Below are 25,171 nucleotides of genomic sequence, written 5' to 3'. Positions count from 1 at the left end.
TTCGCCCGCAAAAAAAATGGGGAATGTTCCCCACGAGAATGGGGAATTCCGCCGATGCCGGTTTGATGCGCCCGGTACATTCTCGACCTGCCCGAAACGGGCGATCGAACTCGAGAAACGGAGACCTTGAATGCCCCGCTACATGGTGGAACGCACGTTCCCGGACGGACTGAACATCCCTGTCGACGACGAAGGCGCCGGCGCCTGCGGGGGAGTTATCGCACGCAACGCCGAAGGCGGCGTCACCTGGGTCCAGTCCTTCGTGACTCCCGACAAGCGGCAGAGCTTCTGTATTTACGATGCTCCCACGCCCGAAGCCGTCCGCCAGGCCGCTCAGAAAAGCGCTCTGCCGGTGAACCGCATCACCGAGGTGCGGGTTCTCGATCCCTACTTCTATCATTGATGCCACGACGGCGGTTTCGGGACGCCGGCCGACGATACGTCGCGGCTTCGCGATCCCGGCGGGCCGGGTAGGGAAGAACGTGCAAGATGGTGCGGCCGGCAGACTAATCTCTCACAAAGGGATGTGATGTGCCCCCTCACCGGCCGCTTCGCGGCCACCTCTCCCCCACTTTCGTGGGGGCGAGGTGCCCAGGTCCTGAAGCGCGCTTCGGCTCAGGCGGAAGCCGAACCGACAGGCCTGTCACTGCGACGCGATGAAACGGTCCAGCTTGCCCAGCGTCTCCAGTCCCAGTTCCACCGCCCCGAAGCCCATCGCCTCCTGGAACCCGGCGGCCGTGGACATGACCATGCCGAGCGTCACCTCGGTGAACCCGTCCCGATCCTCGAAGGAGGCCCATGCGTCGGCATGTTTCGGTCCGTTTTCGCCCCAGAGAAGCGTATAGCCGAAGCGTTCTTCCGGCCTCACCTCGCCATAGAGATGATGGTTCGGGTAGACCGTGCCGTCCGGCCCGATCATGTCGAAGACCCATTCGCCGCCCGTCCTGAGGTCGATCCTCTTCGTGCGGCAGGAATAGCCCTCCGGTCCCCACCACAGCGGCAGCGTCTCGTTGTTCATCCACGCGTTCCAGACCACCGCGCGCGGCGCCCTGATCACCCGCTGCAGCACCATGGTCCGCTCGGCCACGCCGGCGAGATTGTCCAGTCCGGCGCCGAAACCCTGCCGGTAACCGGCCTCCATATCCCCGGCCAGCGAGGAAAGCTGTACCGTCACGACCAGACTGCTGCGTTTGCCGAGATCGGCGAAGTCCGCGGTGACCAAGGCCGCCGATTGCGACACGCCCGCGGACGAGATCACCTCGTAGTTCACGCTGCGCAGCGCTGGCTGCAACTCCAGCCAGCCAGCCTCGCAGCGAATGTCGGGCTGGCCCTCCACCTTGCAGAGCGAGACCTCGCGTCCGCCGACCCTGGTATCGGCTTCCAGGAAATCCACGGTGACCGACGGGGAGGGCGCCGCCCAGACCGCGCGTGCGGCGGGCGCCGTCCAGGCCTGCCACAACGTCGACACCGGCGCGGCCACCTCCCGCTCGAAGGTCAGCGTCGCAAAACGGCCCTTTCGGTCGTGAGGCGACGTCATCTTCGCAATGCTCGGCTTCGGGTTCGATGTCATTTTCCGCGTTCCTTCATCACATCCATCACAAATGTTTCCAGCCGGTCGAGCCGCGCTTCCCAGATGGCCCGCTGCTCGTCGATCCATGTCCGGACCGGTTCCATGGCTTCGGGTACGATGGCGCAGGTGCGCACGCGCCCGTCCTTGGACGTCGTGATCAATCCTGCTTCCTCCAGCACGGAAAGGTGCCGCATTACCGTCGGCAGGCTGAGGCCCGTCGGACCAGCCAGATCGGTTACCCGGGCCGGCCGTTCGGCCAGTTGGGTGAGCATCGACCGCCGGGTTGCGTCAGCCAGAGCGTGGAACAGAAGCGAGAGATCGGTGTCATGCTTAGCCATGTTGCTAACTATCACCCCACGGCCGCGAACCGCAAGTGAAAACTTAGCTAATATGCTAAGTTTTTGCCAATGGATCACGGGCCAGACGATCGGAGATGCCGGCCGCGCGAGGGGCGTCGCGCGCATTGAACGGGCTTCGGGGTACCTTGCGTTGCCGCCGGCGGAGTCGCCGATGGCCGACAACAAGTTCCTGATTGGAAGCACGTTTGCGCCGCCGGCGATCAATCGCCGGCGCTTTCCCCGGCGAGCGTCAGGATGTCGGTCAGCACCAGTTCGGGGTCGAGGAAATCCATGCTGTAGACGTTCCTGATCTGCCCGGCCCGGTCGATCAGGAAGACCCGCAGGATATGATCGAGACCGCCGGTCGGGTCCTTCGGATCGACAGGGGCAACCGCCTGGTCGTAGGCGGCGAGTATGGGGGCAAGCTGCGGCCTGCCGGCCGCGGTGAGGAAGCGCCACTCGGCGCCTCCGTCGCCGGACGTCCTCCACAGCGCTCCATAGTCGCGCATGACCGACGGCGTGTCGTGGCTGGGGTCGAAGCTCATCGACACCAGACGCAGCCCGTCGCCAAGAGCGGGATAGCGCCTAGCGCGTTCGCGCAGGTCGGCGAGCCGCATGGTCGCGTCCGGGCAGATGTCGGCGCAGCGCGTGTAGATGAAGGAGAAGACCGTGATGCTGCCGCGCAGCAGCGCGGCCAGGTCGATCCTCGATCCGTCCTCGGCCAGCACCTGCCCGCCCGCCGCCGCGCGGATCGGCGGCAGCCGGTACGAGCCGGGCTCGGGCAGGGTGAAGGCGAAGGCCGCCGCGCCTGACGGGGGCGCGGACGGCTTGGCATAGGCGTCGTCATGCGCGGAAGCGGCGCCGGCGAAGCAGGCTGCCGCAAGCAGTGCGGACGCCAGTACGAGAGTGCGCGCCATCGGTCGGGTTCCCTTGAAAAGGGCGGGGCCTGAGCCCCGCTCCCGGCCTTTAGTTGGCGTAGAGGCTCGCCGCCCCGAACGCCATCATGTGCGGGCGGCCGAGTTCCTCCCCGGTGAAGTCGATCTCGAAGCGCGGCGCGAGTTCCTTGCCGTTCCAGCTGTAGGCCTTCAGGAACTGCTCGTTGTCGGCGCCCGACTTGTCCCAGTTGGCCAGCAGCGAGCTTGTGTAATAGAGACGTTGCCCGTCCCAGCTCTGCGAGACCATGTTGACCTGCGTGCCGATCTTCTTCTCGTAGATCTGCTTGGGCGCATGCGGGTCGGAGACGTCGTAGACGCGCGTCATGCCGTCCATGAAGGTGTTGGCGAAAAGCGTCTTGTCGTCGGCGCTGAGGCTGATGTCGACCGGCACCGGCAGCTTCTGGGGATCGCCGATGTCGGCGACGGCCTTGGCCTGCCATTCGCCGCCGTCGTCCTCGTAGACCAGCCAGAGCTGCGAGGTCAGCGCGGTGGAGGTGAAGGCGTGCGCCTTGTCCTCGCCCCAGGCCCAGCGCACCTCGAGCGGCACGCCCGGCACCTGGAACACCTTCTTCGGCGTGCGGGCATGGAAGTCCCAGATGATCATGGAACCGCCGAACTTCTTCATCGCCTCCGGATCGCCGGCCACCTCGCCGAAGGGCCGCATATAATTCTCGCGGCCAGCAAAGGAGGAGGTCAGCATCACGTTCTTGCGGGGCAGCACGCGCACGTCGTAGCCGTAGCCGTCGGCGTGTTCGCCGCCGGGAATTTTCTTCGCCTCCGCGGCGGTCGGCATCCAGTGGGTGGCGACGAACTCGCCCTGGTTGGAATATTCCACGATCGCGGTGCGGCCGGTGCCGTCCCTGTTCGACAGCGCCGGGATCATCATGCGGCCGGGCAGCGCATAGGCGCCGTGCGGTCCGACCACGCCGCCGGTCTTTTCCTCGAAATCGTCGATCGTCCTGACGAGCTTCGGATTGGCCGGGTCGCTCGCCACGTCGAAGATGAAGATGGTGCTCGTGTCGAGGCCTGTCGCCCAGAACTGGCGGCGATCGTCGGTGAAGCCGCCGTGATGGGCCTCGTTGCGGCTGCCGACGGAATCGACGTCGATCACCTTGCCTGAAGTCGGCGAACCCTCGCGCACATCGATGGTGACCAGCTTGTCGGAACCGTCGCCAAGGCCATCCACGCCGAGCGTCCACACGTAGACATAGTCTTCGTGGCCGGTGATCTTGGCCATGTAAGGCGAAAGGCATGTTTCATCGGCGGCAGCGGGCAAGGCAACGCCAAGGCTTAGCAATCCGGCTATCGTGCAAGATGTCCGCAACATTGGTATTCTCCCTTTCATCTGGCTTTATTCAGATGGAACTACCCGCCGCACCGAGACGTGTACGGGCGTTCCGGATGAGGACCTCGTGTTTCTGAAAACACGTCGAAAAGCTTCTTGATCGGTAACGGCGCAAAATCTTCAGACGTGACTTCTTCTCGGCTTGGCGCTGCTCAAGGCACGTTCAGCTGCAGCGCCCAAAGGCGCCATGATGGAAGTCGACCCTGTGCATGCGTCCTCCCTCTCGCTTCGACGCGGCGCAACCTCCGCCAACATCGGCGCGAGCGCATGAGGCAGATGTCCCATGCGGGAGATGGAAAATGCGAAAGGATTGGGACCGATGTCCCGAGTTTGGCGCCTATTGACCGGTCGTGAGGTCCTGCGCGCGCACGATTGCCTCGGCGCGGGTATGGACCCCGAGCTTGTTCAAGATCGCCGAGACCTGATTGCGAACGGTCTTTTCGCTCTTGCCGAGCCGTTCCGCGATCGTGCGGTTGCCGAGGCCCTGCACGAGATAGGCCAGCACGTCGGCCTCCGCCGCCGTCAGCCCGGTGCGGGGGCCAGTGGGGCGGCCGCCGCTGCGTGGCGCGTTCTGGCCGAGGAAGGCGCGCAACTCGGCCAGGAACTTCGCCCAGGCGGGCTCGCTTTGGAGAATGATGTGATTGTCGCTTTCGAGCGGCACGAACCGCGCCTCGGGGATGAGGGCGGTCAGGTGACGGCCTTCCTCGAATGGCACGGCAGCGTCGCCGCGCGAATGCATGATCAGCGCCGGCAGGCGCAATTGCGCGGCGAGCTGCGAAACCTCGACCATCTGGAAGGCTTCCAGCGTCCGGGCGGCGACCTCGGGGCTTGCCGTGATTCGTTCGAGGTCGTGCCACCATCGGTGCTGTTCCGGCGTGCCCGCGGGAAGAAACCGCTGTCCAAACACATTCCGGAAGGTCGGGTTGTCGCGCGCCCAGCCGACGCGGATGAGGTTCACCAGCGTCTCGGCTTCAAGCCTTTCGGCGGCGCCGCCGCCCCGCCGCAGCGCTCCTCGGGCATAGGCGCCGACGAGGATCAGCCGGGAGACATTTTCGGGGTGCCGATGGGCGTAAGAAATGGCAACCGCGCCGCCCTGCGACATGCCCAGGAGAGGAAACCGCTCAAGCCCCAGCGTGTCGACGACTGCCTCCAGGTCGCTCACCCAGGCATCGAGCGAGAAGTCCGTCACCTCCCGGTCGGACAGGCCGCAGCCGCGCTGGTCGTACCGGATGTAGGTGTTCTGATCGGCAAGGGCCTGCAGCCATGGGCTCCAGACCGGGCTTTCGAGGTCGAATTCGACATGGCTGAGCCAGTGCGCCGCCCGCACCAGAGGCGGCCCGCGACCAATGGAGGCTATGGCGATGCGGGTACCGTCGGCGGACGTACAAAACTGGAGGCGTTGCCGCATCCCGCAATTCTACTCGAATAGCACGGGCCTGTCTCCGGCAGGCGCAGACCCGGCCCCCTGCTCGGCCCGAGCCGCGACGCCTACCCGCCCAGCCCTTCGAACAGCACCGTCGACAGATAGCGCTCGGCGAAGGAGGGGATGATCACCACCATGTTCTTGCCGGCGTTTTCGGGGCGCGAGCCGACGACGATCGCCGCCTGCAGTGCTGCGCCCGACGAAATGCCGACCGGCACGCCTTCGAGCCGCGCGACAAGGCGAGCGTTGGCGACGGCGTCGTCGTTGGAGACTTTTACGATCTCGTCGTAGACCGAGGTGTCGAGGATTTTTGGCGCGAAGCCGGCGCCGATGCCCTGGATCTTGTGCGGGCCGGGCTGGCCGCCCGACAGCACCGGCGAGGCCTCGGGCTCGACGGCGACGACATGCAGCGACGGCTTGCGCTTCTTGATGACCTGGCCGACGCCGGTAATGGTGCCGCCGGTGCCGATGCCGGCGACGAAGATGTCGACCGCCCCTTGGGTATCGTTCCAGATTTCCTCGGCCGTCGTCTTGCGGTGGATTTCCGGGTTGGCCGGGTTCTCGAACTGCTGCGGGATGATGGCGCCGGGAATGGTGGCGGCGAGCTCGTCGGCCTTGGCGATGGCGCCCTTCATGCCTTTCGGGCCTTCGGTGAGCACCAGCTCGGCGCCGAGCAGCGCCAGCATCTTGCGGCGCTCGACCGACATCGTCTCGGGCATGGTGAGGATGAGCTTGTAGCCCTTGGCGGCCGCCGCGAAGGCGAGCGCGATGCCGGTGTTGCCGGACGTAGGCTCGATCAGCGTGTTCTTGCCCGGCGCGATCTTGCCGGAAGCTTCCAGCGCCTCGATCATGGCGACGCCGATGCGGTCCTTGACGCTGGCGATCGGGTTGAAGAATTCGAGCTTGGCCAGGAGGTTGGCGACGATGCCCTTTTCCTTGGCGAACTTGTCGAGCCTGACCAGCGGCGTGTCGCCGATCGTTTCGGTGATCGAGTTGTAGACGCGTCCGCGGCCGGGAACGTGGGTGGCGGTGACAGGCTTGTTCATGGAAAGGCCCTCCTCTTGGCATCGGAACATAGTGCGCGGGGCCGAGGAATCCGAGTGCCCGGCATGCCTAAAACGCACAACGCACGGATTCCTGTTTCGCCAAGGCGCCGGTTTCAGGAATAATTTGGCGCAAAAACTACTGGCGGGCGGCGATTGCCGCAGCGGCGCCGGCCATGAAAGCGGCGGCGGTGCGGTTGAGCGCCTTCAAGGCGCGCGGCGTCCTGAGGAACCAGCGCGCCTTGGCCGCGAGCGCCAGATAGGGGACAAGTACGACCAGCAGGACAACCACCGTCAGCAGCGCCAGCACGCCGTATTCGGCGAGGGTGACCGTTTTCAGGTCGACAATGGTCGGCGTGATCGCGAGATAGAAGATCATCGTCTTCGGATTGCCGAGCGTGACGGTGAGGCCGGCAAGGAAGCTGGCGAAAAAGCCGCCCTTCGCCTTCTTCGCCTCGACGGTCTCGGCGGTGATGCCGGTCGTCCAGAAGGTCCAGGCGAGCCACGCCAGATAGGCGATGCCCGCCCATTTGATGGCGAGGAAGACCAGACCGAAGGTCTGCGCGACAATTGCCAAGCCGAGCACCACTGCGGTGAGATAGGTGAGGTCGCCGAGGATCAGCCCGAGCGACATGAAGAGCGACGAGCGGAAGCCGGAGCCGAGCGCGCGGGCGACCAGCGCAGTGACGCCGGGGCCGGGGATGGCGGCAGCCAGCGCGAGCGCGCCGCTATAGGCGATGAAACCGGCAAGGGTCATGACAAGGGTCCACGAAACGGAAAGCGCGGCGTTTAGCAGATTTTGGTCCGGGTCTCACACGAATTCCCGAGATCGACCCATAAGAGCGGCTGATGGAATGTCGGAGCGGTCAGGGAATATCCCGATAGCGGCCATCGTTAGCAGCGCGTGAAACATCAAAGCGAGGCGGCAGCAATGTCGCGGCACAGGGCTTACAGCCCCGTCTCGATAAGCTTCCACTGGGCGATCGCGGCACTGTTTCTCGGCCAGATACTGCTCGGCTTCTCGATGGAGCGCTTGAAGAGCATGGCGCTGCAGTTCGAACTCATCCAGTGGCACAAGTCGTTCGGCTTCCTCATCCTGGCGCTGGCCGTGCTGAGGCTTTGCTGGCGCATCGTTGCTGGCGCTCCTGCCGCCGATGCGAGTCTCGGCCGCATCGAGCGACTGGCCGCGGCAACGGTGCAGGGCGCGCTGCTTGCGCTGACCCTGATCGTGCCGCTCGCCGGGTGGGCGCTGGCGTCGACCTCGACGCTCGGCATACCGAGCTTCGTTTTCGACCTCGTGCTTATTCCGCCGCTGCCGCTGCCGCCCTCGGCGGAGGCCGAGGCGTTCTGGCGCGAGGCACATGAACTTCTTGCCTATTTGGCGCTGCTGCTCGTCGCCGGCCATGCGGCGGCGGCGCTCAGACATCACTTCCTGCTGCGCGACAACGTGCTCGGACGCATGGTTCCAGGCCTCGGCGCGGGGCTCATCAGAAGGACCAACGACGATGCGTAGTTCCAGTTTGCAGACGAGAGTTCGCGCAGGCCTTGCGGCCTTTCTCCTCGCGGCGCCGCTGGCCGGCTTCTCGGCGACGGCGCAGGCGGCGGCTGACGCACTGTCCGACGCGGCGGGCAGCTACCGGATCGACAAATCATCCTCGATCCGCTTCGCGGTGGACCAGGTGGGTGGCGGCGGCATCAAGGGAAGCTTTCCGGATTACAAGGGCAGCTTCCGCATCGACGGCAGCAACGTCGGCAAATCGAAAGTGACGATCACGCTCTATCCGGAAAGCGTGCACGCCAATGAAGCCAGGGTAGAGAATTTCCTGCGCTCGGATGCTGTCTTCGACGTAGCTGAATATCCGGAGATCACCTTTCGCTCGACAGCGGTGACGAGGACCGGATCATCGACGGCGCGCATCGACGGCGTGTTGACGGCGCGGGGAAAATCGCGACCGGCCACGTTCCAGGCGACGGTCGGTAAGCAGAAGGGCGGTGCGATCTCCTTCCATGTCACCGGCTCGATCTACCGCTCGCCCTATGGCATGGGCGTCGGTACGCCGATCTATTCGAACCTCGTCCAGTTCGACATGACGCTGCACGGCACGCGGAACTGAAGCCGGGCAGCCATAGCCCGCGCGTGACGATCCGCGCAGTGTGACCGCCATCCCACACGACCCGCCGCATCGCGCGGCCGGTCGCAATTCCGGCATCGACAAACAGTCCGCGCTTGTGTATCGGGCACGTCCCCACGCTTTCAGCCACGATCGAGGACATTGCCATGCGACCGGTTTACGGCGGCATAGACTTTGGCACTTCCAATTCGACCGTCGGTCTCATCGAGAACGGCAAGCCGCGGCTGGTGCCGCTGGAACGGGACGAGGTCACGCTGCCCAGCGCCGTCTTCTTCAACTACGAGGACAACGGCACCTATCTCGGCCGCAGCGGCATTGGGCAATATACCGACGGGGTCGAGGGCCGGCTGATGCGTGCGCTGAAAAGCGTGCTCGGCAGCTCGCTGGTGCATGAGAAGACGCGCCTCAAGTCGCGCTCGATCGCCTTCACCGACATCATCGGCATATTCCTGGGACATCTGAAGAAGCGGCTGGAAGGTCATGCCGGCGAAGCCGTCGACACCGTCGTGCTGGGACGGCCGGTGCAGTTCGTCGACGACGATGCCGAGGCCGACGCAGCGGCACAGACTGAACTGGAGAAGGCGGCGCGCGCGCAAGGTTTCAGGCAGATCGCGTTCCAGTTCGAGCCGATCGCGGCAGCACTCGACTATGAGCAGAGCGTGACGCGCGAAGAACTGGCGCTGATCGTCGACATGGGCGGCGGCACCTCGGACTTCTCGATTGTCAGGGTTTCGCCAAAGCGCGCCAAAGCAGGCGACCGCAAGGACGATATCCTCGCCAATCGCGGCATCCATATCGGCGGCACCGATTTCGACCGGCTGGCGAGCCTCGCCCATGTGATGCCGGAACTCGGTTACCTGACGCCGACGAAGGACGGCAAACGCAACCTGCCCGCCGGCTATTTCGTCGACCTGGCGACCTGGCAGCGCATCAACCTGCTCTACACCGCCAAGGCCAGGATCGAGCTCAGGCAGATGCGCTTCGAGGCGGCGCGGCCTGATCTGGTAGAACGGCTGATCGAGGTCGTCGATCACCGCTTCGGCCATGCGCTGGCGCAACTGGTGGAGCGGGCGAAGATCGAGCTGACCGACAGGCCAAAGGCGTCGATCGTAGTCGACTTGACGGATGCCAGGTTCAGCGCGGAGATCACCCGCGACGGGCTGGAGGAAACGATCCTCGACGACGTTGGTCGCGTCGCCGCGACGGTGGAGCGGACGATCGCCGACGCCGGGTTGAAGCCCGCCGACATCACCGCCGTGTTCCTGACCGGCGGTTCCACCGCCACCCCGCTGGCGCGGGGCAGCATCCTGTCGCTGGTTCCGGACGCGGCGGTCGTCGAGGGCGACGTGTTCGGCAGCGTGGGGTTGGGACTGGCGCTCGACGCACGCCGGAAATTCGGCTGTGCGCTTCCTACTGACTTGACGCGCCGCCCACGCGCTCGCGCACGAATTGCGCGATCTTCGCGACCATGAACGCGTGGAACGGGTTCCAGCGCTGGCGCGTCATCATCGTCGGCGGGATGGAGAGCGTGTTGTTCTCGCCGTGCAGCGCGAGCCGGCCGAGCCTGATGCCGGGGTTTTCCGAGCGCGGATCGTCGCCGTAGAGCGGATCGTCGGGCGAGAAGGGCAGCGCGATGTGGGCGAGCGAGTAGACGTCGTCCGGCCAGGACAGGCCGAGTTCGGTCGTCGTCACGGCGTCGCTGCCGGCGGCGCGGCTGCGCAGCACGGCGTCGAAGGTCGTGCTGTCGCGATTGGTGACGATGTCGACAGCATAGGCCGTACTCGGGCCAGAGATCAGTCTTTCGAGGTCGATCTGCTTGGTGATCAGTCCCTGCGCCTCGTAGAAGCGATTGACGTCGTAGATGACGAGTTCGTGGTCGCCTGACGGCAGCCTAGCGAAGAGGCCGGTGACGACGGCATTGGCGATCACGGTGGCGTCGACTGCCGACTGGAAGGCGAGGATCGGCGCGACTTCGCCGAGCTGGCCGTTTCGCGACAGCCGGTCGAGCTTCGTCCGGACCTTCTCGGTCATCTGCCAGGCCTGCTCGCCGGCATTGACGGCAAAGGAATTGTATTTGTACGGGTCGAACTCCGGCAGAACCGAACTCCAGGCGAGCTTGTCGAGGCCGAGCAGGTCGCCGACCTTGGCCTGCCAGTTCGCATAGGCGGCGGCGCGCGAGATGCCGATCTCGGGCGACATCAGCACGAGGCCGGCCGGCACCGGAAGGGTGGCGTCCTCGATGGCTTCCAGACTGTAGTTGACGGCGAGCGCGCCGCCATTGGAATAGCCGATGATGAAGATCGGCCGGTCGGCCATGACCGCTTTCATATGCTGCATGGCAAGCCTGACGGCGGCCGTCATGTCGTCCGCGACGGTGTACTTCAGCGCGCTCGGCGCCGTGCCGTGTCCGGGAATGCGCAGGCCGAGGACATGAGCGCCCGCTGCGTGCATCACGGTTCCGAAGCCACGCAGGCTGTAGGGGCTGTCGGAATAGCCGTGCAGCAGGAGGACGCCGAAGGTCGCCTCCGGTTTGGCGAGCTCGAAAGTGCGGTTCCAGTTCGGCGTCCAGATGTCGGGGTCGGACTTGCTGCCCGCCGTGTAGCGGTTGAAGGTGGAGCGCTCGCTTTCCTCGATCTTGTCGTAGACCTCGCTTTTCAGCTCGGTGAACAACGCTTCCTCAAGCTGCAGATACTCGCCAAAGGTCTTGAGGCCGGAGCGGGCGGCGAATTCGCCGTCGAGGTCGGCCGTGTGCCAGATGGCAAGGTCCGGCTTCGAGTTGACGTAGATGATCGCAGCGCCGGCGAGCGCCACGAGCGCGCCGGAGGCAAAGAGAACAATCGCATAAGACGAGAGCAGCAGGTACCGCCACAGACGGCGCTTCACCCGGGGGATATCATCACGCGAGCCGGCCATGGGCAGCCTTCAGGCGCGCAAATGACGGCGTTGCGAACGAAGCGGCGGATGCATCAAGCGCGGCTTTCCGGAAACCGCTCCTCGAGGCGCTTTTCCAATGCCACGAGGTCGTCGGGCAGCGGCATGCCCATGGCGCGCAGCTCGTTGAGCTTCTCGCGCAGCTGTTCCAGCACCTCGTGCTCGTCTTCGGGCTGGTTGACCATCTCCTCCAGCAGGAGGGCGATCTGAGCCTTTAATTCTTCGAGCGCCATGGGTATCTCCTGCGGTCGGCAGCCAACCTATACCGGGCGGCAGCGCGCCGCCATCCTATCGCAGCATGCGCGACACGATCTGTGCGGTGTAGTCGACCATCGGCACGATGCGGGCGTAGTTGAGACGGGTCGGGCCGATGACGCCGAGCGCGCCGATGACGCGCGCGTCCTTGTCGCGGTAGGGAGCGACGACCAGCGAGGAGCCCGACAGCGAGAACAGCTTGTTCTCCGAGCCTATGAAGATACGCACGCCCGGCCCCTCCTCGGCCAGCCCGAGCAGCTGGATGAGGCCGTCCTGCGTCTCGAGGTCCTCGAACAGGCGCCGCATGAGCTCGATGTCGGCCTGGGCGGTGACGTTTTCCAAGAGGTTGGCGCGGCCGCGCACGATGAGCCGCGACGGCAGGCCGCTTTCGCTGCCGGCCCAAACCGCGAGGCCCTTCTCCACCAGCTCCTGCGACAGCGTGTCGAGGGCTGCCCTCGTCTCTTCGTTGACGCGCGCGATCTCGGCCTTGGCTTCGGCGAGCGTGCGGCCGCGAATATGGGCGTTGAGGAAGTTCGAGGCCTCGTGCAGCTGCGAGACGGTGACGCCGGCCGGAAGGTCGACGACGCGGTTCTCGACGTCGCCGTTCTGGGACACCAGCACCGCCAGCGCCTTGGTCGGCTCGAGCTGGATGAACTCGATGTGCTTCAGCGCGACCTCGTTGGTGGCGGTGACGACAAGGCCGGCGCCGCGCGACATGCCCGACAGCAGCTGGCTTGCCTCCGTCAGCATCTGTTCCAGCGAGGCCCCGCTGCCGGAAGCCTTGACCTGGGCCTCGATGACACGGCGCTCCTCTTCCGAGAGATCGCCCAGTTCCATGAAGGCGTCGACGAAGAAGCGCAGGCCCTTCTGCGTCGGCAGGCGCCCGGCCGAGATGTGCGGCGCATAGACGAGGCCGAGCTGCTCGAGGTCGCTCATCACGTTGCGCACGGTGGCGGGCGACAGCGAAGAGGGCAGCATGCGCGACAGGTTGCGCGAGCCGACCGGCTCGCCGTCCTTGAGATAGGATTCGACGACGCGCCGGAAGATGTCGCGCGAGCGCATGTCGAGCAATTGCAGATTCTGGTCGAGCACTGGCTTGGTCATTGTGGGCAATAACCTCCGGCCCCCAAGATATAGACAGCCGGGGTACGAACACAACGCCGTATCACAACACTGTGGGGAGGCTGGATGCCGCCCCGTTTTCCTTTGCGCTGCCGCCGGGCGGGGGCTAAAAGCCGGCCAAGAGTCGCGTTCCCCTGAACAGAAAGAGCCTAAATGCGTCCATCCAAGCGCCAGTTCGACGAAATGCGCGCCGTTTCCTTCGAACGCAACGTGTCGAAACATGCCGAGGGCTCCTGCCTGGTGAAGTTCGGCGACACGCACGTGCTGTGCACGGCGAGCCTGGAGGAGAAGGTTCCCGGCTGGCTGCGCAATTCCGGCAAGGGCTGGGTGACGGCCGAATACGGCATGCTGCCGCGCTCGACCGGCGAGCGCATGCGCCGCGAGGCCTCCGCCGGCAAGCAGGGCGGCCGCACGCTGGAAATACAGCGGCTGATCGGGCGCTCCTTGCGCGCCGTGGTCGACCTTGGTGCGCTCGGCGAGCAGCAGATCACCGTCGATTGCGACGTGATCCAGGCCGACGGCGGCACCCGCACGGCGTCCATCACCGGCGGCTGGGTGGCGCTCCACGACTGCCTGCGCTGGATGGAGGCGCGCCAGATGGTGAGCGTGCAGAAGGTGCTGCGCGACCATGTGGCGGCGATTTCCTGCGGCATCCATGACGGGCAGCCCGTGCTCGACCTCGACTATGTCGAGGATTCCTCGGCCGGCACCGACGCCAATTTCGTGATGACCGGCAGGGGCGGCATCGTGGAGGTGCAGGGCACCGCCGAGGGCATCCCGTTCAGCGAGGCGGAGTTCCTGGGGCTGATGGAACTCGCCAAGAAAGGCATTGCGCGGCTGGTGGGTCTGCAGCAGATGGCGGTTGCGTGAGGACGCAATGCAGCCCTCCGCCATCCTCGAATCCGCGCTCTATGTCACCGATCTCGATGCGGCCGAAGCTTTTTACCGCGACGTGATCGGGCTGCAGCGGATCGCCAAGGTGGATGGCCGGCACGTCTTCTTCCGCTGCGGCCAGGGCGTGCTGCTGCTCTTCAATGCAGAGGCGACCAAGCACCAGCTGCCGCCTGACGCAAAACTGCCGGTGCCGCCGCATGGCGCGGTCGGCGAAGGCCATCTCTGCTTTGCCGCAAGCGCCGAAGAGATCGACCGGTGGAGGACGGCGCTCGAACGGCGCGGCATCGTGGTCGAGGCCGATTTCGAGTGGCCCTCGGGCGGCCGCTCGATCTATTTCCGCGACCCGTCCGGCAACTCGATCGAATTCGCCGAGCCGAGGATCTGGGGCCAGTAGTGTGGGGTTTGTGATGCAATTGCCCAAGGGGACCAAGATCGTCGTCGCCAGCCACAATGACGGCAAGCTCAGGGAGTTCGCCGATCTGATGGCCCCGTTCGGGCTGGAGGCGAAGTCGGCTAAGGAATACGGCCTGCCGGAACCGGAAGAAACCGGCACGACGTTCGAGGAGAACGCCTACATCAAGGCCTACGCCGCGGCTAAGGCGACCGGCCTGCCGTCGCTCAGCGACGATTCCGGGCTGGTGATCGACGCGCTGGGCGGCCAGCCGGGCGTCTATACCGCCAACTGGGCCGAAACGCCCGACGGCACGCGCGATTTCGGCATCGCCATGCAGCGCGCCGAGGTAGCGATGCAGGAGGTCGGCGCGGTCAAGCCGGAGCAGCGCACCGGCCGCTTCGTGGCGGTGATCTGCCTGGCGTGGCCGGACGGGAAGGCGGAATATTTCCGCGGCGAGGCGGAAGGGCGGCTGGTCTGGCCGCCGCGCGGCGGTTCCGGCTTCGGCTACGACCCGGTCTTCCTGCCGGACGGGCAGACGCGCACCTTCGGCGAGATGACGGCCGAAGAGAAGCACGGCTGGAAGCCGGGGCAGGCGACCGCGCTGTCGCACCGGGCGCGGGCGTTCCAGAAATTCGCCGAAGCGAAGCTGGGGGCGGCCTGAGCGGATGACCCTGGACCGTTCCCCCGGTTTTGGCGTCTATGTGCACTGGCCGTTCTGCGCGGCGAAGTGCCCCTATTGCGACTTCAACAGCCATGTGCGCCACCAGCCGGTCGACCAGGAGCGTTTTGCGCGCGCCTTCGAGATCGAGCTGAAGACCATGCGCGAGAGGACAGGCCCTCGCGCGGTGACCAGCATCTTTCTCGGCGGCGGAACGCCCTCGCTGATGAAGCCCGAGACGGTCGGCGCCGTGCTCGACGCGGTGGCCAGGAACTGGACGGTGCCTGAAGGCATCGAGGTGACGCTGGAGGCGAACCCGTCATCGGTGGAGGCCGGGCGGTTCAGGGGTTATCGCGCGGCGGGGGTGAACCGAGTGTCGCTCGGCGTGCAGGCGCTGAACGACAAGGATCTGCGCTTCCTCGGCCGGCTGCACAACGTCGCCGAGGCGCTGCAAGCGATCGAACTGGCGCGAAACACCTTTCCGCGCCTCTCCTTCGACCTAATCTATGCGCGGCCTGGCCAGACGCCGGAAGCCTGGGAGGCGGAGCTGGAGGAAGCGATCGGCCATGCCGCCGACCATCTGTCGCTCTACCAGCTCACCATCGAGGAAGGCACTCGCTTTCATGCGCTGCACGCGGCGGGAAAGTTCGAAATACCCGACAGCGACCTCGCGGCCGACCTCTACGCGGTGACGCATGCGGTGACGGCGGCGCGCGGCCTGCCGGCCTATGAGATTTCCAACCATGCCAGGCCGGGCGCGGAAAGCCGGCACAATCTGACCTACTGGCGCTACGGCGAATATGTCGGCGTCGGACCGGGCGCGCATGGGCGTTTCGTGGAGAATGGACGGCGCGTGGTGACGGTGGCGGAAAAGATGCCGGAGACCTGGGCGAACCTCGTCGAGGCGCGCGGCCACGGCATCACCGGCGGCGAGGTGCTGACACGTTCGGAAGAAGCCGACGAGTTTCTGCTGATGGGGCTGAGGCTGGCGGAAGGGATCGACCTCGCCCGCTACGAAGCTATGTCGGGCAAGGGCTTCTCGCCGGCGCGGCTGTCGGTGCTGCAGGAAGAGGGGCTGGTCGCGCCGGTCGGCAATTCCAGGCTGCGCGCCACCCCGTCGGGCATGATCGTGCTCGACGCGGTGGTGGCGGACCTCGCGCGCTGAGCTTTCGGCGCGCCGGTTTCGAGCCGCGCCAGGCAGATGTCGAAGCGGTTGGGCAAGCGCGGTGCGGCCCTGCCGTCAGTGCGCCGTGGGGCGGCGGTCGCGGCGGACTTCCGCGGCGGGCGCTTGCTTGGAAAGCCTGATCTCGCTCTCCGCGCTGTGCTCGGATTTTTTCATCGCGACCTGGCGCGGCTTGGCGCGCGCGTCGTCATTGTCGCGGCCGGCGTAGTAGGGATCGAACGTATCCTGGATGATCAGATTGGCCATCGCGTCCTCCCGGGACAGAAATGATTGTTGCCCGTTTAACCCGCCATCTCCGGTTTCGTTCCGGACTGTGGCGAGTGGCGGCGGCGTGGGTGATGCACAAGAACGAACGCGCTTGCCGGACAGGTGCGCTGGCTGGTTAATGCGGGAATGGAAAATCAGGCGAAGACCTATGTGGTAGGGCAGGCAGCAATCGCGGCGCGGCCGCTGGAGCCGGCGCTCTATCTGGTGGCGACGCCGATCGGCAATCTCCGCGACATCACGCTGCGCGCGCTTGAGACGCTTGCAGCATGCGACGTGCTGGCGTGCGAGGACACGCGCGTGACGCGAGTGCTGCTCGACCGCTACGGGATCAGACAGCGGCCGGTCGCCTATCACGAGCACAATGCGACCGAGGCGGGGCCGAAGCTGATCGCCGCGCTCGAACAGGGGAAAAGCGTGGCGCTGGTATCCGACGCCGGCACGCCGCTGGTGTCGGACCCCGGCTTCCGGCTGGTCGAGCAGGCGCTGGCGTCGGGGATAAGGGTGGTGCCGATCCCCGGTGCGTCCGCCGTGCTGGCCGCGCTGACGGCGTCCGGCCTGCCGTCGGACGCGTTCCTGTTTGCCGGCTTCCTGCCGGTCAGGGACGGGCAGCGTAAGACACGGCTTACGCAGCTCACCGCGGTTTCGGCGACGCTGATCTTCTTTGAATCGCCCAGGCGGCTCGCCGAGACGCTGGCTGCGATGGCCGAGGTGCTGGGAGACCGGCCGGCCGCGATCGGGCGCGAACTGACCAAGACCTTCGAGGAGATGCGCACGGGCAGGCTTTCCGCGCTCGCGGCGCATTATGGGCAAGCCGCGACGCCGAAGGGCGAGGTCGTCATCTGCGTCGGTCCGCCCGAGGAAAAGACCGAGGCGCCGGAGGACATCGACAGGCTGCTGGTCTCGCTGGCGGCCGAGATGCCGGCATCGAAGGCGGCGGCGGAAGCCGCGCGCATGACCGGGCAGCCGAAGCAGGCGCTCTACCGCCGGCTGATCGAGCTGCGCGATGGCTGAGCGCGCCCGCAACGATACGCTGCGGCTGCGCCGAAAAGCCTACCGGCGCGGCCATTCCAGCGAATGGCTGGCGGCGGCCGCGCTGATGATCAAGGGTTTCCGCATCGTCGCGCGGCGCTACAGGACGAAACTCGGCGAGATCGACCTGATCGCGCGGCGCGGCGACCTCGTTCTGATCGTCGAGGTGAAGGCGCGCAAGACGCTGATCGAGGCGATGGAGGCGATCGCGCGCGAATCCGAGCGGCGCATCGAGGGCGCGGCCGACCTCTGGCTGGCAAGGCAGCGCGATTACGCGAAACTGGCGGTGCGCTTCGACATGGTGGCCGTGCTGCCCTGGCGCTGGCCGGTGCATGTGGAAAACGTCTTCTACGGCCGGAACTGACGATTCGGGTGAGGCTGGCGTGCACATGGCGGCTTGTATCCCGAGGCGCGACCGGCTATCGGCGGTCCGCCGTGTCTGATGCGGCCACGGAAACCAGACGATGACCCTTCCCGACAGACTGAGCAACGACGAACGCAGCCCGTTCTACAACGCGCAGGCGCTGGAACGCGGCGTCGGTATCCTGTTCAACGGCAAGGAGCGCAAAGACGTCGAAGAATATTGCGTGAGCGAAGGCTGGATTCGCGTGCCGGCCGGCAATTCCAAGGACCGTTTCGGCAATCCGATGACCATCAAGCTGAAGGGCAAGGTCGAGCCTTTCGTGCCGGACGGGCCAGCGGCCTGAGGAAGGCGGGACGACGCCCCCTCCTCATTCCGGATTTACCGCCGCGCGCTGACCCGCATCGGCAGGCCGCCCTGCGGCTGGGTGGTCAGCTTCTGCACCGGCCAGGGTTTCGTCTGAGGCGTCGTGTCGAAGCGGTAGCGGCTCATCAAGACGGCGAGCGCCACGATCGCCTCCTGCATGGCGAAGCTGGCGCCGATGCAGACGCGAGGACCGGCGCCGAAGGGCAGGTACTGGTAGCGGTCGATCTTTTCGCGGCTTCCCGGATGGAAGCGCTGGGGCATGAAGGCGTCGGGCTGGTCCCAGAGCTTCCTGTGGCGGTGAATGGTCCACGGCATCATCAGCACGGCGGCCTTGGGCGGGATCCAGAGGTCGCGCCATTGCTCGGGCTCGATCGGCTCGCGGTTGATCGAGGGCGCGGGCGGATAGAGCCGCAGCGCCTCCTCGAAGGCGGCGCGGGTGAGCGGCATGGCGTCGAGCCATTTGACCGGGTCCGGCTCGCGCGAAAGCACCGCGTCGATCTCGCGCTCGATAGGCTCGCGTTCCCAGGGCGCTTCGGCGAGGCAGTAGATCGTCCAGCCGAGCGCGCGCGCGGTGGTCTCGTGGCCGGCCCCGATGAAGGTGATGATGTTGTCCTCGATCTCGCCGCGGGTGAGACCATCCGGGCCTTCGGCGCGCAGCAGCAAAGTGAGGAAATCCTCCGGCACGTCCGGGTCTTTCGCCATGCGGGCGCGGCGCATCTCCATCGTGTCGGCGACGATGCTGCGGAAATAGGCCATGGTCTTCCTGCCGCGCAGGCGGGTGAGACGCGGCAGCCATTCGGGAGCGCGCAGGAGGTCGAGCGGGTCGACGCGCCCCATCGTCTCGAACAGCCTGTCGATCTGGCTGGCGAAGGCGCCCGGCTCGCCCGCGATCTCGCCCGAGAACAGGGTTTCGGCGAGGATGTCGTAGGTCAGGTTGGTCATGTCGACGGCGATGTCGAAGACACCGCCTTCCTCGTAGCGTTCGGCGAAGGCGAGGCTGCGCTTCAGCATGGGCTGGGCGAAGCCGAAGATGTGGCGAGGCGTGAACACAGGGGCCATCGCCTTGCGCGAGCGCCTCCAGACGTCGCCCTCGGCCGTCAGCAGCCCGTCGCGAAGGATGGGCCGCAGGATGAGCTGGCGCACCGTCGCCATCCTGTAGTTTTTGACGTTGTCGACCAGCACATGACGGATGAGCGCCGGGTCGTTGGCGATGACCAGCGGACCGCCGACGCCGTTCACCGAGATATACGGCTCGTTGTATGAGGGCTCGCCCCACAGTTCGAGCGGGTTGCGGTAGACGATGCGCATCATCTCCAGCGTCGACGGCGGCTGGCTGCGCGGCTTCGGCGCCGGCGGGACGAAAGGGGCGGGCTTGCTATCCATGATCGGCTCCGCGGTTGAACCTTGATGTAGTACGCGGCACGGGCCACGGCCATACGCGCAACCTCTGACAGCCTGCCGCGACGAGGCGACACGGGGCCGGCGCAATCCAAAGCCTGTTTGCTGTCCCGCGCCCGGCCTGGTCATGAGAACCTTGCCAAAGCCACAATCGCATGGGAGCAAGATACGATCCACTGGGCTTGGTGGTGACCGTGCGCCTGATCGTCGCGTTCGTGATGACTGTCCTGCTGACCGTCGCGGCAGCGGCGGAACGGCGTGTTGCGCTGGTGATGGGCGCGGACGACTATCGGACCATCCGGCCGCTCGCAAACGCCGTCAACGATGCCCAGGCGATCGGCGACGCACTGAAGAAGCTGGGCTTCGAAGTATTCCCCGAGATCAACCGCGACCTGAGGCGCATGCGCCGCGCTCTCGACGATTTCCGCGAGGACGCCAAAGGCGCGGATGTCGCCCTTGTGTTCTTTGCCGGCCACGGGGTCGAGATTTCCGGCGAGAACCGGCTGATGCCGGTAGATGCCGATACATCTTCGCTTGCGGCGCTGAAGAACTCGACCTTGCCTCTGGAAGAGATCCGCGAGGCGGTCGCAGCCGTCACCAAGGTAGGGCTAATCATGCTCGACGCCTGCCGCAACGATCCGTTCGCGGGTCGTGCGGGCGGGGGTCGGAGCGCCGTCCCGCTCAAGCCGGACGTCGCCGCCGCCGCTAAGCCGGGGCTGGGGCGCATGGGCCGCGCCGAAAACATCCTGTTCGCCTTCTCCGCGGCGCCGGGCGAGACGGTGGCCGACGGGGCCGGTGGGCACTCGCCATTCACGACCGCGCCGGCGAAATATGTCGGAACGGACGGGCTGGAAATCCGCTCGGTCCTGACGCTGGTTCAGCAGGAGGTCTACGATCTTTCGCGCGGAAAACAGCTTCCCTATGTCGAAAGCGGTCTGCCGGCGCTGTTTTTCGCTTCGACGGCAGGCGATCTGCTTCCGGAGCGCGAGAAGCTGCTTTTGGCCATGGCCGACATCACGCCTGACATGCGCGCCGAGGTCGAGCAGGTTGCCGCGACGCGGGACATGCCGCTGGCGCCGCTCTATGGGGCGCTGATTTCGTCTGATCTCGCTAGGCTCACGGCAGAGGAACGAGCCAGGAGGCTCGGCGAGGCCGCCGACGCCTTTGTGAAGGTGCGCGGGGATATGAGGGCGCTCGCGTCCGGCGATCCGGCGGTCACGAGGCTGAGGCAGGATGCGGAAGAACAGCTCTCGCTTGGCGCCTTCGAGGCCGCCCGGGCCAAGCTCACCGAGGCGGCACAGATCGACAGCGCCTCACGCGAAAGGCTGAAGGCAAATTATGTCGAGAGGACGCTGTCGGAGGCCGCGACGCATTATCTTTCGGGGGGAATGGCCAGGGCCGAGTTGAGATACGAGCTGGCAATCATCGACTTCGAAAGGGCGGCCCAACTGTACCGGGACATAGAGGGCGAGGACGTTCCGGCAGATGACCGCTTCCAGCAGATCCTTGTGCTTGCAAGCATCGGCGACATCTACGTCACGGTTGGAAACCTCGATGCGGCAAGCCGCGCGTTTGAAGAGCGGCACAAGATTGCCGTCGATCGCGCCAACGGCGATCCTGACAACATGAACTGGCAACGCCAGGTCGCCGTCAGCCATAGCGAGATCGGCGACGTGCAGGTGGCCCAGGGAAATCTGGCTGGCGCACTTTCGTCCTATGAGTCGGCGCTGTCGATCGCCACGCGGCTGGTCATCGCCGAAACCGGCAATGTCGAGTTGCACAACGACCTGGCGGTCATCTACACCAGCATCGGCTATGTGCTGCGTTCGCAGGGCGACCTCGAGGGCGCCCTGCCATCCTACGAGATGGCGTTGTTCATCTCCGAGATGATTGCCGGCATGGATCCGAACGACCTGGAACGGCAACGTCATCTGGGGGTCGCCCATGACAGTATCGGCGACGTCCTCCCGATGCTGGGCAAGATTCCCGATGCGCTCGATGCATTCAATGCCGGGCACGCAATCTGGCAAGTCCTGGCCAAGGCGCGACCGGATAATGCCGAATGGCAGCGCGACCTCTCGATCAGCTACGCCAAGATTGGGGACGGGCAAAAGGCAACCGGCGATCTGAAGGGCGCCCTCTTATCCTACGAGGCGGGACTGGCAATCTCAGTCCGGCTTGCCGTGGCCGATCCCGGCAATTCGGAACGGCAGCGCGATCTCGCGGTCAATCACGACAACATCGGCGACATGTACCTGGCGTTAGGCGATGGCACCAAGGCGCTCGACGCGTTCACTGCCGGCAGCATCGTCTGGCAGCGCCTGGCGATGGCCGACCCTACCAATACGCGATGGCGGCGCGACCTCGCAGTCAGCCACGGCAAGATAGGCGACGGTCGCAGGGCTTCCGGCGATTTCGCGGGCGCCTTGTCGTCCTACGAAGCAGGCTTGGCGGACGCCATGGAACTGACCAAAGCCCACGCCAGCAACACGCTGTGGCAACGCGACCTGTCGATCAGCCATCTGAACATAGGCGAAGTCCGCGCCATGCAAGGCGACCTTGCCGCCGCTTTGCTGTCTTACGACAAGTCGCTTGCGATCACCGAAGGGCTCGCCGCCTCCGATCCGTCCAATGCCCAGTGGCAGCGCGACCTGCTCGTGGCGCATTTCAAGATCGCCTCGCTGGGAGACGACCCAAGGGGCCATTTGGAGAAGGCGCTGGAGATCGCGGCGCGGATGGAGGCGAGCGGGATGCTCATGCCGGCGGACGCCTTCATCCCGGGATTGCTGCGCGACGAACTGGCCAAGCTCCAACCCCAAGAGAAATAAGTGGTTTGCGGCCGGTAAGACCCTTCGCAAACCTTGGAAAAACCACCTTTAGAGCCTATATATTGGGCATGTCGAAGCGCGCGATTCGGAGCATGTCTCGCGCGCTCTTTTCGCGGCCATCAGACGAAAGCACTTCATGAGCGACCACTCCGAGAACATTCCCGGCGTCGAAGCCGAGTATGGCGCCGATTCCATCAAGGTTTTGAAGGGGTTGGACGCCGTCCGCAAACGCCCGGGCATGTATATCGGCGACACCGACGACGGCTCTGGCCTCCATCACATGGTCTACGAGGTCGTCGACAACGCCATCGACGAGGCGCTTGCCGGGCATGCCGACTTGGTGACGGTGACGCTGAACCCCGACGGATCCTGCACCGTGATCGACAACGGACGTGGCATTCCGACCGATATCCACACCGGCGAAGGCATTTCGGCCGCCGAAGTGATCATGACGCAGCTGCATGCAGGCGGCAAGTTCGACCAGAATTCCTACAAGGTATCAGGCGGCCTGCACGGCGTCGGCGTGTCGGTGGTGAACGCGCTGTCGTCCTGGCTGAAGCTGAAGATCCGCCGCGACGGCAAGATCCACGAGATGAGCTTCACCCACGGCAATGCCGATGCGCCGCTGCAGGTCACCGGTTCCTACGTGCAGAACAAGGCGCCGGGCACCAATGAAGGGCGCTCGGGCAGCGAGATCACGTTCTTTCCCTCGACCGAGACTTTTACCATGGTCGAGTTCGACTACGGAACCCTGGAACACCGGCTGCGCGAGCTCGCCTTCCTCAACTCGGGCGTGCGGATCGTTTTGACCGACGCGCGCCACGCCGACGTGAAGTCGCTGGAACTGCTCTATGACGGCGGGCTGATCGAGTTCGTGAAATATCTCGACCGCGCCAAAAAACCGCTGATCGGGCAGCCGATCGCCATCAAGGCCGAGCGCGACGGCATCACGGTCGAAGTCGCCATGTGGTGGAACGACAGCTACCACGAGAACGTGCTGGCCTTCACCAACAACATTCCGCAGCGCGACGGCGGCACGCATCTGGCCGGCTTCCGCGGCGCGCTGACCAGGCAGGTCACCGGCTACGGCGAATCCTCCGGCCTGACCAAGAAGGAGAAGGTGGCGCTGATCGGCGACGATTGCCGCGAGGGGCTGACCGCCGTGCTGTCGGTCAAGGTTCCCGACCCGAAATTCTCCTCCCAGACCAAGGACAAGCTGGTCTCGTCGGAGGTGCGGCCGGTGGTCGAGGGGCTGGTCAACGAGGCGCTGGGCACCTGGCTGGAAGAGCATCCGGCCGAGGGCAAGATCGTCATCGAGAAGGTGATCCAGGCGGCGGCGGCCCGCGAGGCCGCGCGCAAGGCGCGCGACATCACGCGCAAATCCTCGCTCGGCGTCACCTCGCTGCCCGGCAAGCTCGCCGACTGCCAGGAGCGCGACCCGGCCAAGTCCGAAATCTTCATCGTCGAGGGCGACTCGGCCGGCGGCTCGGCCAAGGGCGGCCGCTCGCGCCAGAACCAGGCGATCCTGCCGCTGCGCGGCAAGATCCTGAATGTCGAGCGCGTGCGCTTCGACCGCATGCTGTCGTCCGACATGATCGGCACGATGATTACCGCGCTCGGCACCGGCATCGGCAGCGACGAATTCAACGCCGACAAGCTGCGCTACCACAAGATCATCATCATGACCGACGCCGACGTGGACGGCGCTCATATCAGGACCCTGCTGCTCACCTTCTTCTTCCGGCAGATGCCGGAGTTGATCGAGCGCGGCCACCTCTACATAGCGCAGCCGCCGCTCTACAAGGTGTCGCGCGGCAAGAGCTCGCAATATCTCAAGGACGAGCAGGCTTTCGAGGAATATCTGATCGGGCTTGGCCTCGAGGAGGCGACGCTGGCGCTCGGCTCCGGCGAGGTGCGGGCGGGACAGGACCTCAGGGCAGCCGTCGACGACGCGCTGGCCGTGCGCTCGCTGATCAACGGGCTGCACACGCGCTACAGCCGCGCCGTGGTCGAACAGGCGGCGATCGCCGGCGCGCTCAACCCGGCGCTGCTTGCCGACCTCGGCGCCGCCACCGCGATGGCAGACACGGTCGCCAGGCGCCTCGACGCGGTCGCCGAGGACACCGAGCGCGGCTGGAGCGGGCGGCTCTCGACCTCCAACGAGGGGCCGGGCGGCTACGTCCTGGAGCGCACCGTGCGCGGCGTCAAGGAATCCGCCCAGCTCGATCTCGGGCTGATCAACTCCGCCGATGCGCGCGCGCTCGACCGCTACGCGCCGCGGCTGGGCGAAGTCTATGCGCAATCGCCGGTCCTGAGGCGCAAGGACGTTTCGGAAACGGTGTCGGGACCGCTCTCGCTGCTCGACGCGGTTTTCGCGACGGGCAGGAAGGGCCTGGCCATGCAGCGCTACAAGGGTCTCGGCGAGATGAATGCCGAGCAGCTCTGGGAAACGACGCTGGACCCGAACGTGCGCTCACTGCTTCAGGTCAGGGTCAACGACGCCACCGACGCCGATTCGCTGTTCGCGCGGCTGATGGGCGACGACGTGGAGCCGAGGCGCGAGTTCATTCAGGAGAACGCGCTTTCCGTGGCCAATCTGGACGTGTGACGCCACTTTGGAGTCATCAATTCCTGGCGCGTGGATAAATCGAGGGGACCCCTGCCTGGCAATTAAAATTGCGTGAACTTGCGTGATGCCG

The 25,171-nt window shown here is 65.7% G+C and carries 25 protein-coding genes; 13 read left to right on the top strand and 12 right to left on the bottom strand.

From position 1 onward, the window contains the following. Positions 1 to 130: 130 nt before the first annotated feature. Positions 131 to 403, top strand: a complete 273-nt coding sequence (locus tag ABLE71_RS04900; RefSeq protein ID WP_348782232.1) for a DUF4242 domain-containing protein — start codon at positions 131 to 133, stop codon at positions 401 to 403. A gap of 240 nt (positions 404 to 643) precedes the next feature. On the opposite strand, the gene ABLE71_RS04895 is transcribed toward ABLE71_RS04900, so the two are convergent. From ABLE71_RS04895 to ABLE71_RS04865, 7 genes are all read right to left on the bottom strand, one after another. After that, entirely contained in the window at positions 644 to 1,570 is a 927-nt protein-coding gene (locus tag ABLE71_RS04895) for an SRPBCC domain-containing protein (protein WP_348782231.1), read from the bottom strand. Continuing rightward, complete coding sequence (locus ABLE71_RS04890; RefSeq protein ID WP_348783662.1) at positions 1,567 to 1,908, bottom strand: metalloregulator ArsR/SmtB family transcription factor; 342 nt, start codon at positions 1,906 to 1,908, stop codon at positions 1,567 to 1,569. Before ABLE71_RS04890 ends, ABLE71_RS04895 begins: the two co-directional genes overlap by 4 nt. A gap of 221 nt (positions 1,909 to 2,129) precedes the next feature. Then, the gene (locus ABLE71_RS04885; protein ID WP_348782230.1) at positions 2,130 to 2,825 is read right to left on the bottom strand and encodes an SCO family protein; all 696 of its coding nucleotides are present in this window, start codon (positions 2,823 to 2,825) and stop codon (positions 2,130 to 2,132) included. A 49-nt stretch (positions 2,826 to 2,874) separates the two neighbouring features. Beyond that, positions 2,875 to 4,170: a selenium-binding protein SBP56-related protein gene (locus ABLE71_RS04880; protein ID WP_348782229.1), complete on the bottom strand. Its 1,296-nt coding sequence runs from the start codon at positions 4,168 to 4,170 to the stop codon at positions 2,875 to 2,877. Positions 4,171 to 4,525: 355 nt separating this feature from the next. After that, complete coding sequence (locus ABLE71_RS04875) at positions 4,526 to 5,596, bottom strand: alpha/beta fold hydrolase (protein WP_348782228.1); 1,071 nt, start codon at positions 5,594 to 5,596, stop codon at positions 4,526 to 4,528. Positions 5,597 to 5,676: 80 nt separating this feature from the next. Continuing rightward, a complete protein-coding gene (gene cysK, locus ABLE71_RS04870; protein WP_348782227.1) occupies positions 5,677 to 6,657 on the bottom strand; it encodes a cysteine synthase A in 981 nt (326 codons plus the stop codon). A 136-nt stretch (positions 6,658 to 6,793) separates the two neighbouring features. Next, positions 6,794 to 7,411 (bottom strand): LysE family translocator, encoded by a 618-nt coding sequence (locus tag ABLE71_RS04865; protein ID WP_348782226.1) that lies wholly within the window; start codon positions 7,409 to 7,411, stop codon positions 6,794 to 6,796. A 174-nt stretch (positions 7,412 to 7,585) separates the two neighbouring features. Here ABLE71_RS04865 and ABLE71_RS04860 point away from each other — a divergent pair, with 174 nt between their 5' ends. The 3 genes from ABLE71_RS04860 to ABLE71_RS04850 all read left to right on the top strand — a co-directional run bounded on the left by ABLE71_RS04860 (position 7,586) and on the right by ABLE71_RS04850 (position 10,258). After that, positions 7,586 to 8,167: a cytochrome b gene (locus ABLE71_RS04860; protein WP_348782225.1), complete on the top strand. Its 582-nt coding sequence runs from the start codon at positions 7,586 to 7,588 to the stop codon at positions 8,165 to 8,167. Then, positions 8,160 to 8,768, top strand: coding sequence for a YceI family protein (locus tag ABLE71_RS04855; RefSeq protein ID WP_348782224.1), 609 nt, complete (start codon positions 8,160 to 8,162; stop codon positions 8,766 to 8,768). The genes ABLE71_RS04860 and ABLE71_RS04855 overlap by 8 nt, the downstream gene beginning before the upstream one ends. Before the next feature lie 164 nt (positions 8,769 to 8,932). Then, positions 8,933 to 10,258, top strand: coding sequence for an Hsp70 family protein (locus ABLE71_RS04850; protein WP_348782223.1), 1,326 nt, complete (start codon positions 8,933 to 8,935; stop codon positions 10,256 to 10,258). On the opposite strand, the gene ABLE71_RS04845 is transcribed toward ABLE71_RS04850, so the two are convergent. Genes ABLE71_RS04845 through hrcA form a run of 3 tightly spaced genes read right to left on the bottom strand, consistent with a single transcriptional unit; the run spans position 10,197 to position 13,076 of the window. After that, a complete protein-coding gene (locus ABLE71_RS04845) occupies positions 10,197 to 11,699 on the bottom strand; it encodes an alpha/beta fold hydrolase (protein WP_348782222.1) in 1,503 nt (500 codons plus the stop codon). The two genes, ABLE71_RS04850 and ABLE71_RS04845, sit on opposite strands and share 62 nt — an antisense overlap. Positions 11,700 to 11,752: 53 nt before the next feature. Continuing rightward, positions 11,753 to 11,950 carry a hypothetical protein gene (locus tag ABLE71_RS04840; RefSeq protein WP_348782221.1) on the bottom strand — a complete coding sequence of 66 codons (198 nt, stop codon included), beginning with the start codon at positions 11,948 to 11,950 and terminating at the stop codon, positions 11,753 to 11,755. Positions 11,951 to 12,005: 55 nt separating this feature from the next. Then, complete coding sequence (gene hrcA, locus ABLE71_RS04835) at positions 12,006 to 13,076, bottom strand: heat-inducible transcriptional repressor HrcA (RefSeq protein WP_348782220.1); 1,071 nt, start codon at positions 13,074 to 13,076, stop codon at positions 12,006 to 12,008. 171 nt (positions 13,077 to 13,247) lie between these two features. On the opposite strand from hrcA, the gene rph reads away from it, so the two are divergent. From rph to hemW, 4 genes are read left to right on the top strand one after another with little or no spacing between them, the layout of a single operon-like run. After that, positions 13,248 to 13,964, top strand: a complete 717-nt coding sequence (gene rph, locus ABLE71_RS04830) for a ribonuclease PH (RefSeq protein ID WP_348782219.1) — start codon at positions 13,248 to 13,250, stop codon at positions 13,962 to 13,964. A 7-nt stretch (positions 13,965 to 13,971) separates the two neighbouring features. Beyond that, positions 13,972 to 14,382, top strand: a complete 411-nt coding sequence (locus tag ABLE71_RS04825; RefSeq protein WP_348782218.1) for a VOC family protein — start codon at positions 13,972 to 13,974, stop codon at positions 14,380 to 14,382. Between the two features lie 13 nt (positions 14,383 to 14,395). Further along, positions 14,396 to 15,043 (top strand): RdgB/HAM1 family non-canonical purine NTP pyrophosphatase, encoded by a 648-nt coding sequence (gene rdgB / locus ABLE71_RS04820; protein WP_348782217.1) that lies wholly within the window; start codon positions 14,396 to 14,398, stop codon positions 15,041 to 15,043. Between the two features lie 4 nt (positions 15,044 to 15,047). Further along, positions 15,048 to 16,205, top strand: coding sequence for a radical SAM family heme chaperone HemW (hemW, locus tag ABLE71_RS04815; RefSeq protein ID WP_348782216.1), 1,158 nt, complete (start codon positions 15,048 to 15,050; stop codon positions 16,203 to 16,205). 75 nt (positions 16,206 to 16,280) lie between these two features. Here the strand turns inward: hemW and ABLE71_RS04810 are convergent, their stop codons facing one another. Next, the gene (locus ABLE71_RS04810; RefSeq protein WP_348782215.1) at positions 16,281 to 16,469 is read right to left on the bottom strand and encodes a hypothetical protein; all 189 of its coding nucleotides are present in this window, start codon (positions 16,467 to 16,469) and stop codon (positions 16,281 to 16,283) included. A gap of 147 nt (positions 16,470 to 16,616) precedes the next feature. Here ABLE71_RS04810 and rsmI point away from each other — a divergent pair, with 147 nt between their 5' ends. The 3 genes from rsmI to ABLE71_RS04795 all read left to right on the top strand — a co-directional run bounded on the left by rsmI (position 16,617) and on the right by ABLE71_RS04795 (position 18,226). Beyond that, on the top strand, positions 16,617 to 17,501 hold the full coding sequence (gene rsmI / locus ABLE71_RS04805) for a 16S rRNA (cytidine(1402)-2'-O)-methyltransferase (RefSeq protein WP_348782214.1): 885 nt from the start codon (positions 16,617 to 16,619) through the stop codon (positions 17,499 to 17,501). Next, a complete protein-coding gene (locus ABLE71_RS04800) occupies positions 17,494 to 17,883 on the top strand; it encodes a YraN family protein (RefSeq protein ID WP_348782213.1) in 390 nt (129 codons plus the stop codon). The genes rsmI and ABLE71_RS04800 overlap by 8 nt, the downstream gene beginning before the upstream one ends. A 100-nt stretch (positions 17,884 to 17,983) precedes the next feature. After that, entirely contained in the window at positions 17,984 to 18,226 is a 243-nt protein-coding gene (locus tag ABLE71_RS04795) for a DUF3297 family protein (protein ID WP_348782212.1), read from the top strand. A 35-nt stretch (positions 18,227 to 18,261) separates the two neighbouring features. Here ABLE71_RS04795 and ABLE71_RS04790 read toward each other — a convergent pair whose 3' ends face one another. Beyond that, positions 18,262 to 19,629 (bottom strand): cytochrome P450, encoded by a 1,368-nt coding sequence (locus tag ABLE71_RS04790; RefSeq protein ID WP_348782211.1) that lies wholly within the window; start codon positions 19,627 to 19,629, stop codon positions 18,262 to 18,264. Positions 19,630 to 19,799: 170 nt separating this feature from the next. On the opposite strand from ABLE71_RS04790, the gene ABLE71_RS04785 reads away from it, so the two are divergent. Together ABLE71_RS04785 and gyrB are read left to right on the top strand one after the other, a co-directional pair. Beyond that, positions 19,800 to 22,472, top strand: coding sequence for a caspase family protein (locus tag ABLE71_RS04785; RefSeq protein WP_348782210.1), 2,673 nt, complete (start codon positions 19,800 to 19,802; stop codon positions 22,470 to 22,472). Between the two features lie 136 nt (positions 22,473 to 22,608). Then, the gene (gene gyrB, locus ABLE71_RS04780) at positions 22,609 to 25,080 is read left to right on the top strand and encodes a DNA topoisomerase (ATP-hydrolyzing) subunit B (RefSeq protein WP_348782209.1); all 2,472 of its coding nucleotides are present in this window, start codon (positions 22,609 to 22,611) and stop codon (positions 25,078 to 25,080) included. Positions 25,081 to 25,171: the final 91 nt, after the last annotated feature.

This window comes from Mesorhizobium sp. KR9-304 (assembly GCF_040049215.1).
GTDB lineage: Bacteria > Pseudomonadota > Alphaproteobacteria > Rhizobiales > Rhizobiaceae > Mesorhizobium_K.
Note: the sequence above shows the minus strand (reverse complement) of the source record. Positions and strands in the feature narration are given on the sequence as shown.

Bases quoted from the DNA above. Each gene is read 5' to 3' on its own strand.
- rph (WP_348782219.1), top strand. From the start codon at position 13,248: ATGCGTCCATCCAAGCGCCAGTTCGACGAAATGCGCGCCGTTTCCTTC.
- ABLE71_RS04800 (WP_348782213.1), top strand. From the start codon at position 17,494: ATGGCTGAGCGCGCCCGCAACGATACGCTGCGGCTGCGCCGAAAAGCC.
- cysK (WP_348782227.1), bottom strand. From the start codon at position 6,657: ATGAACAAGCCTGTCACCGCCACCCACGTTCCCGGCCGCGGACGCGTC.
- ABLE71_RS04865 (WP_348782226.1), bottom strand. From the start codon at position 7,411: ATGACCCTTGCCGGTTTCATCGCCTATAGCGGCGCGCTCGCGCTGGCT.
- ABLE71_RS04810 (WP_348782215.1), bottom strand. From the start codon at position 16,469: ATGGCCAATCTGATCATCCAGGATACGTTCGATCCCTACTACGCCGGC.
- ABLE71_RS04860 (WP_348782225.1), top strand. From the start codon at position 7,586: ATGTCGCGGCACAGGGCTTACAGCCCCGTCTCGATAAGCTTCCACTGG.
- ABLE71_RS04790 (WP_348782211.1), bottom strand. From the start codon at position 19,629: ATGGATAGCAAGCCCGCCCCTTTCGTCCCGCCGGCGCCGAAGCCGCGC.
- rsmI (WP_348782214.1), top strand. From the start codon at position 16,617: ATGGAAAATCAGGCGAAGACCTATGTGGTAGGGCAGGCAGCAATCGCG.
- hrcA (WP_348782220.1), bottom strand. From the start codon at position 13,076: ATGACCAAGCCAGTGCTCGACCAGAATCTGCAATTGCTCGACATGCGC.
- ABLE71_RS04880 (WP_348782229.1), bottom strand. From the start codon at position 4,170: ATGTTGCGGACATCTTGCACGATAGCCGGATTGCTAAGCCTTGGCGTT.
- ABLE71_RS04855 (WP_348782224.1), top strand. From the start codon at position 8,160: ATGCGTAGTTCCAGTTTGCAGACGAGAGTTCGCGCAGGCCTTGCGGCC.
- ABLE71_RS04785 (WP_348782210.1), top strand. From the start codon at position 19,800: ATGGGAGCAAGATACGATCCACTGGGCTTGGTGGTGACCGTGCGCCTG.
- ABLE71_RS04900 (WP_348782232.1), top strand. From the start codon at position 131: ATGCCCCGCTACATGGTGGAACGCACGTTCCCGGACGGACTGAACATC.
- ABLE71_RS04890 (WP_348783662.1), bottom strand. From the start codon at position 1,908: ATGGCTAAGCATGACACCGATCTCTCGCTTCTGTTCCACGCTCTGGCT.
- hemW (WP_348782216.1), top strand. From the start codon at position 15,048: ATGACCCTGGACCGTTCCCCCGGTTTTGGCGTCTATGTGCACTGGCCG.
- ABLE71_RS04845 (WP_348782222.1), bottom strand. From the start codon at position 11,699: ATGGCCGGCTCGCGTGATGATATCCCCCGGGTGAAGCGCCGTCTGTGG.
- ABLE71_RS04850 (WP_348782223.1), top strand. From the start codon at position 8,933: ATGCGACCGGTTTACGGCGGCATAGACTTTGGCACTTCCAATTCGACC.
- ABLE71_RS04895 (WP_348782231.1), bottom strand. From the start codon at position 1,570: ATGACATCGAACCCGAAGCCGAGCATTGCGAAGATGACGTCGCCTCAC.
- ABLE71_RS04875 (WP_348782228.1), bottom strand. From the start codon at position 5,596: ATGCGGCAACGCCTCCAGTTTTGTACGTCCGCCGACGGTACCCGCATC.
- ABLE71_RS04885 (WP_348782230.1), bottom strand. From the start codon at position 2,825: ATGGCGCGCACTCTCGTACTGGCGTCCGCACTGCTTGCGGCAGCCTGC.
- rdgB (WP_348782217.1), top strand. From the start codon at position 14,396: ATGCAATTGCCCAAGGGGACCAAGATCGTCGTCGCCAGCCACAATGAC.
- ABLE71_RS04840 (WP_348782221.1), bottom strand. From the start codon at position 11,950: ATGGCGCTCGAAGAATTAAAGGCTCAGATCGCCCTCCTGCTGGAGGAG.
- ABLE71_RS04795 (WP_348782212.1), top strand. From the start codon at position 17,984: ATGACCCTTCCCGACAGACTGAGCAACGACGAACGCAGCCCGTTCTAC.
- ABLE71_RS04825 (WP_348782218.1), top strand. From the start codon at position 13,972: ATGCAGCCCTCCGCCATCCTCGAATCCGCGCTCTATGTCACCGATCTC.
- gyrB (WP_348782209.1), top strand. From the start codon at position 22,609: ATGAGCGACCACTCCGAGAACATTCCCGGCGTCGAAGCCGAGTATGGC.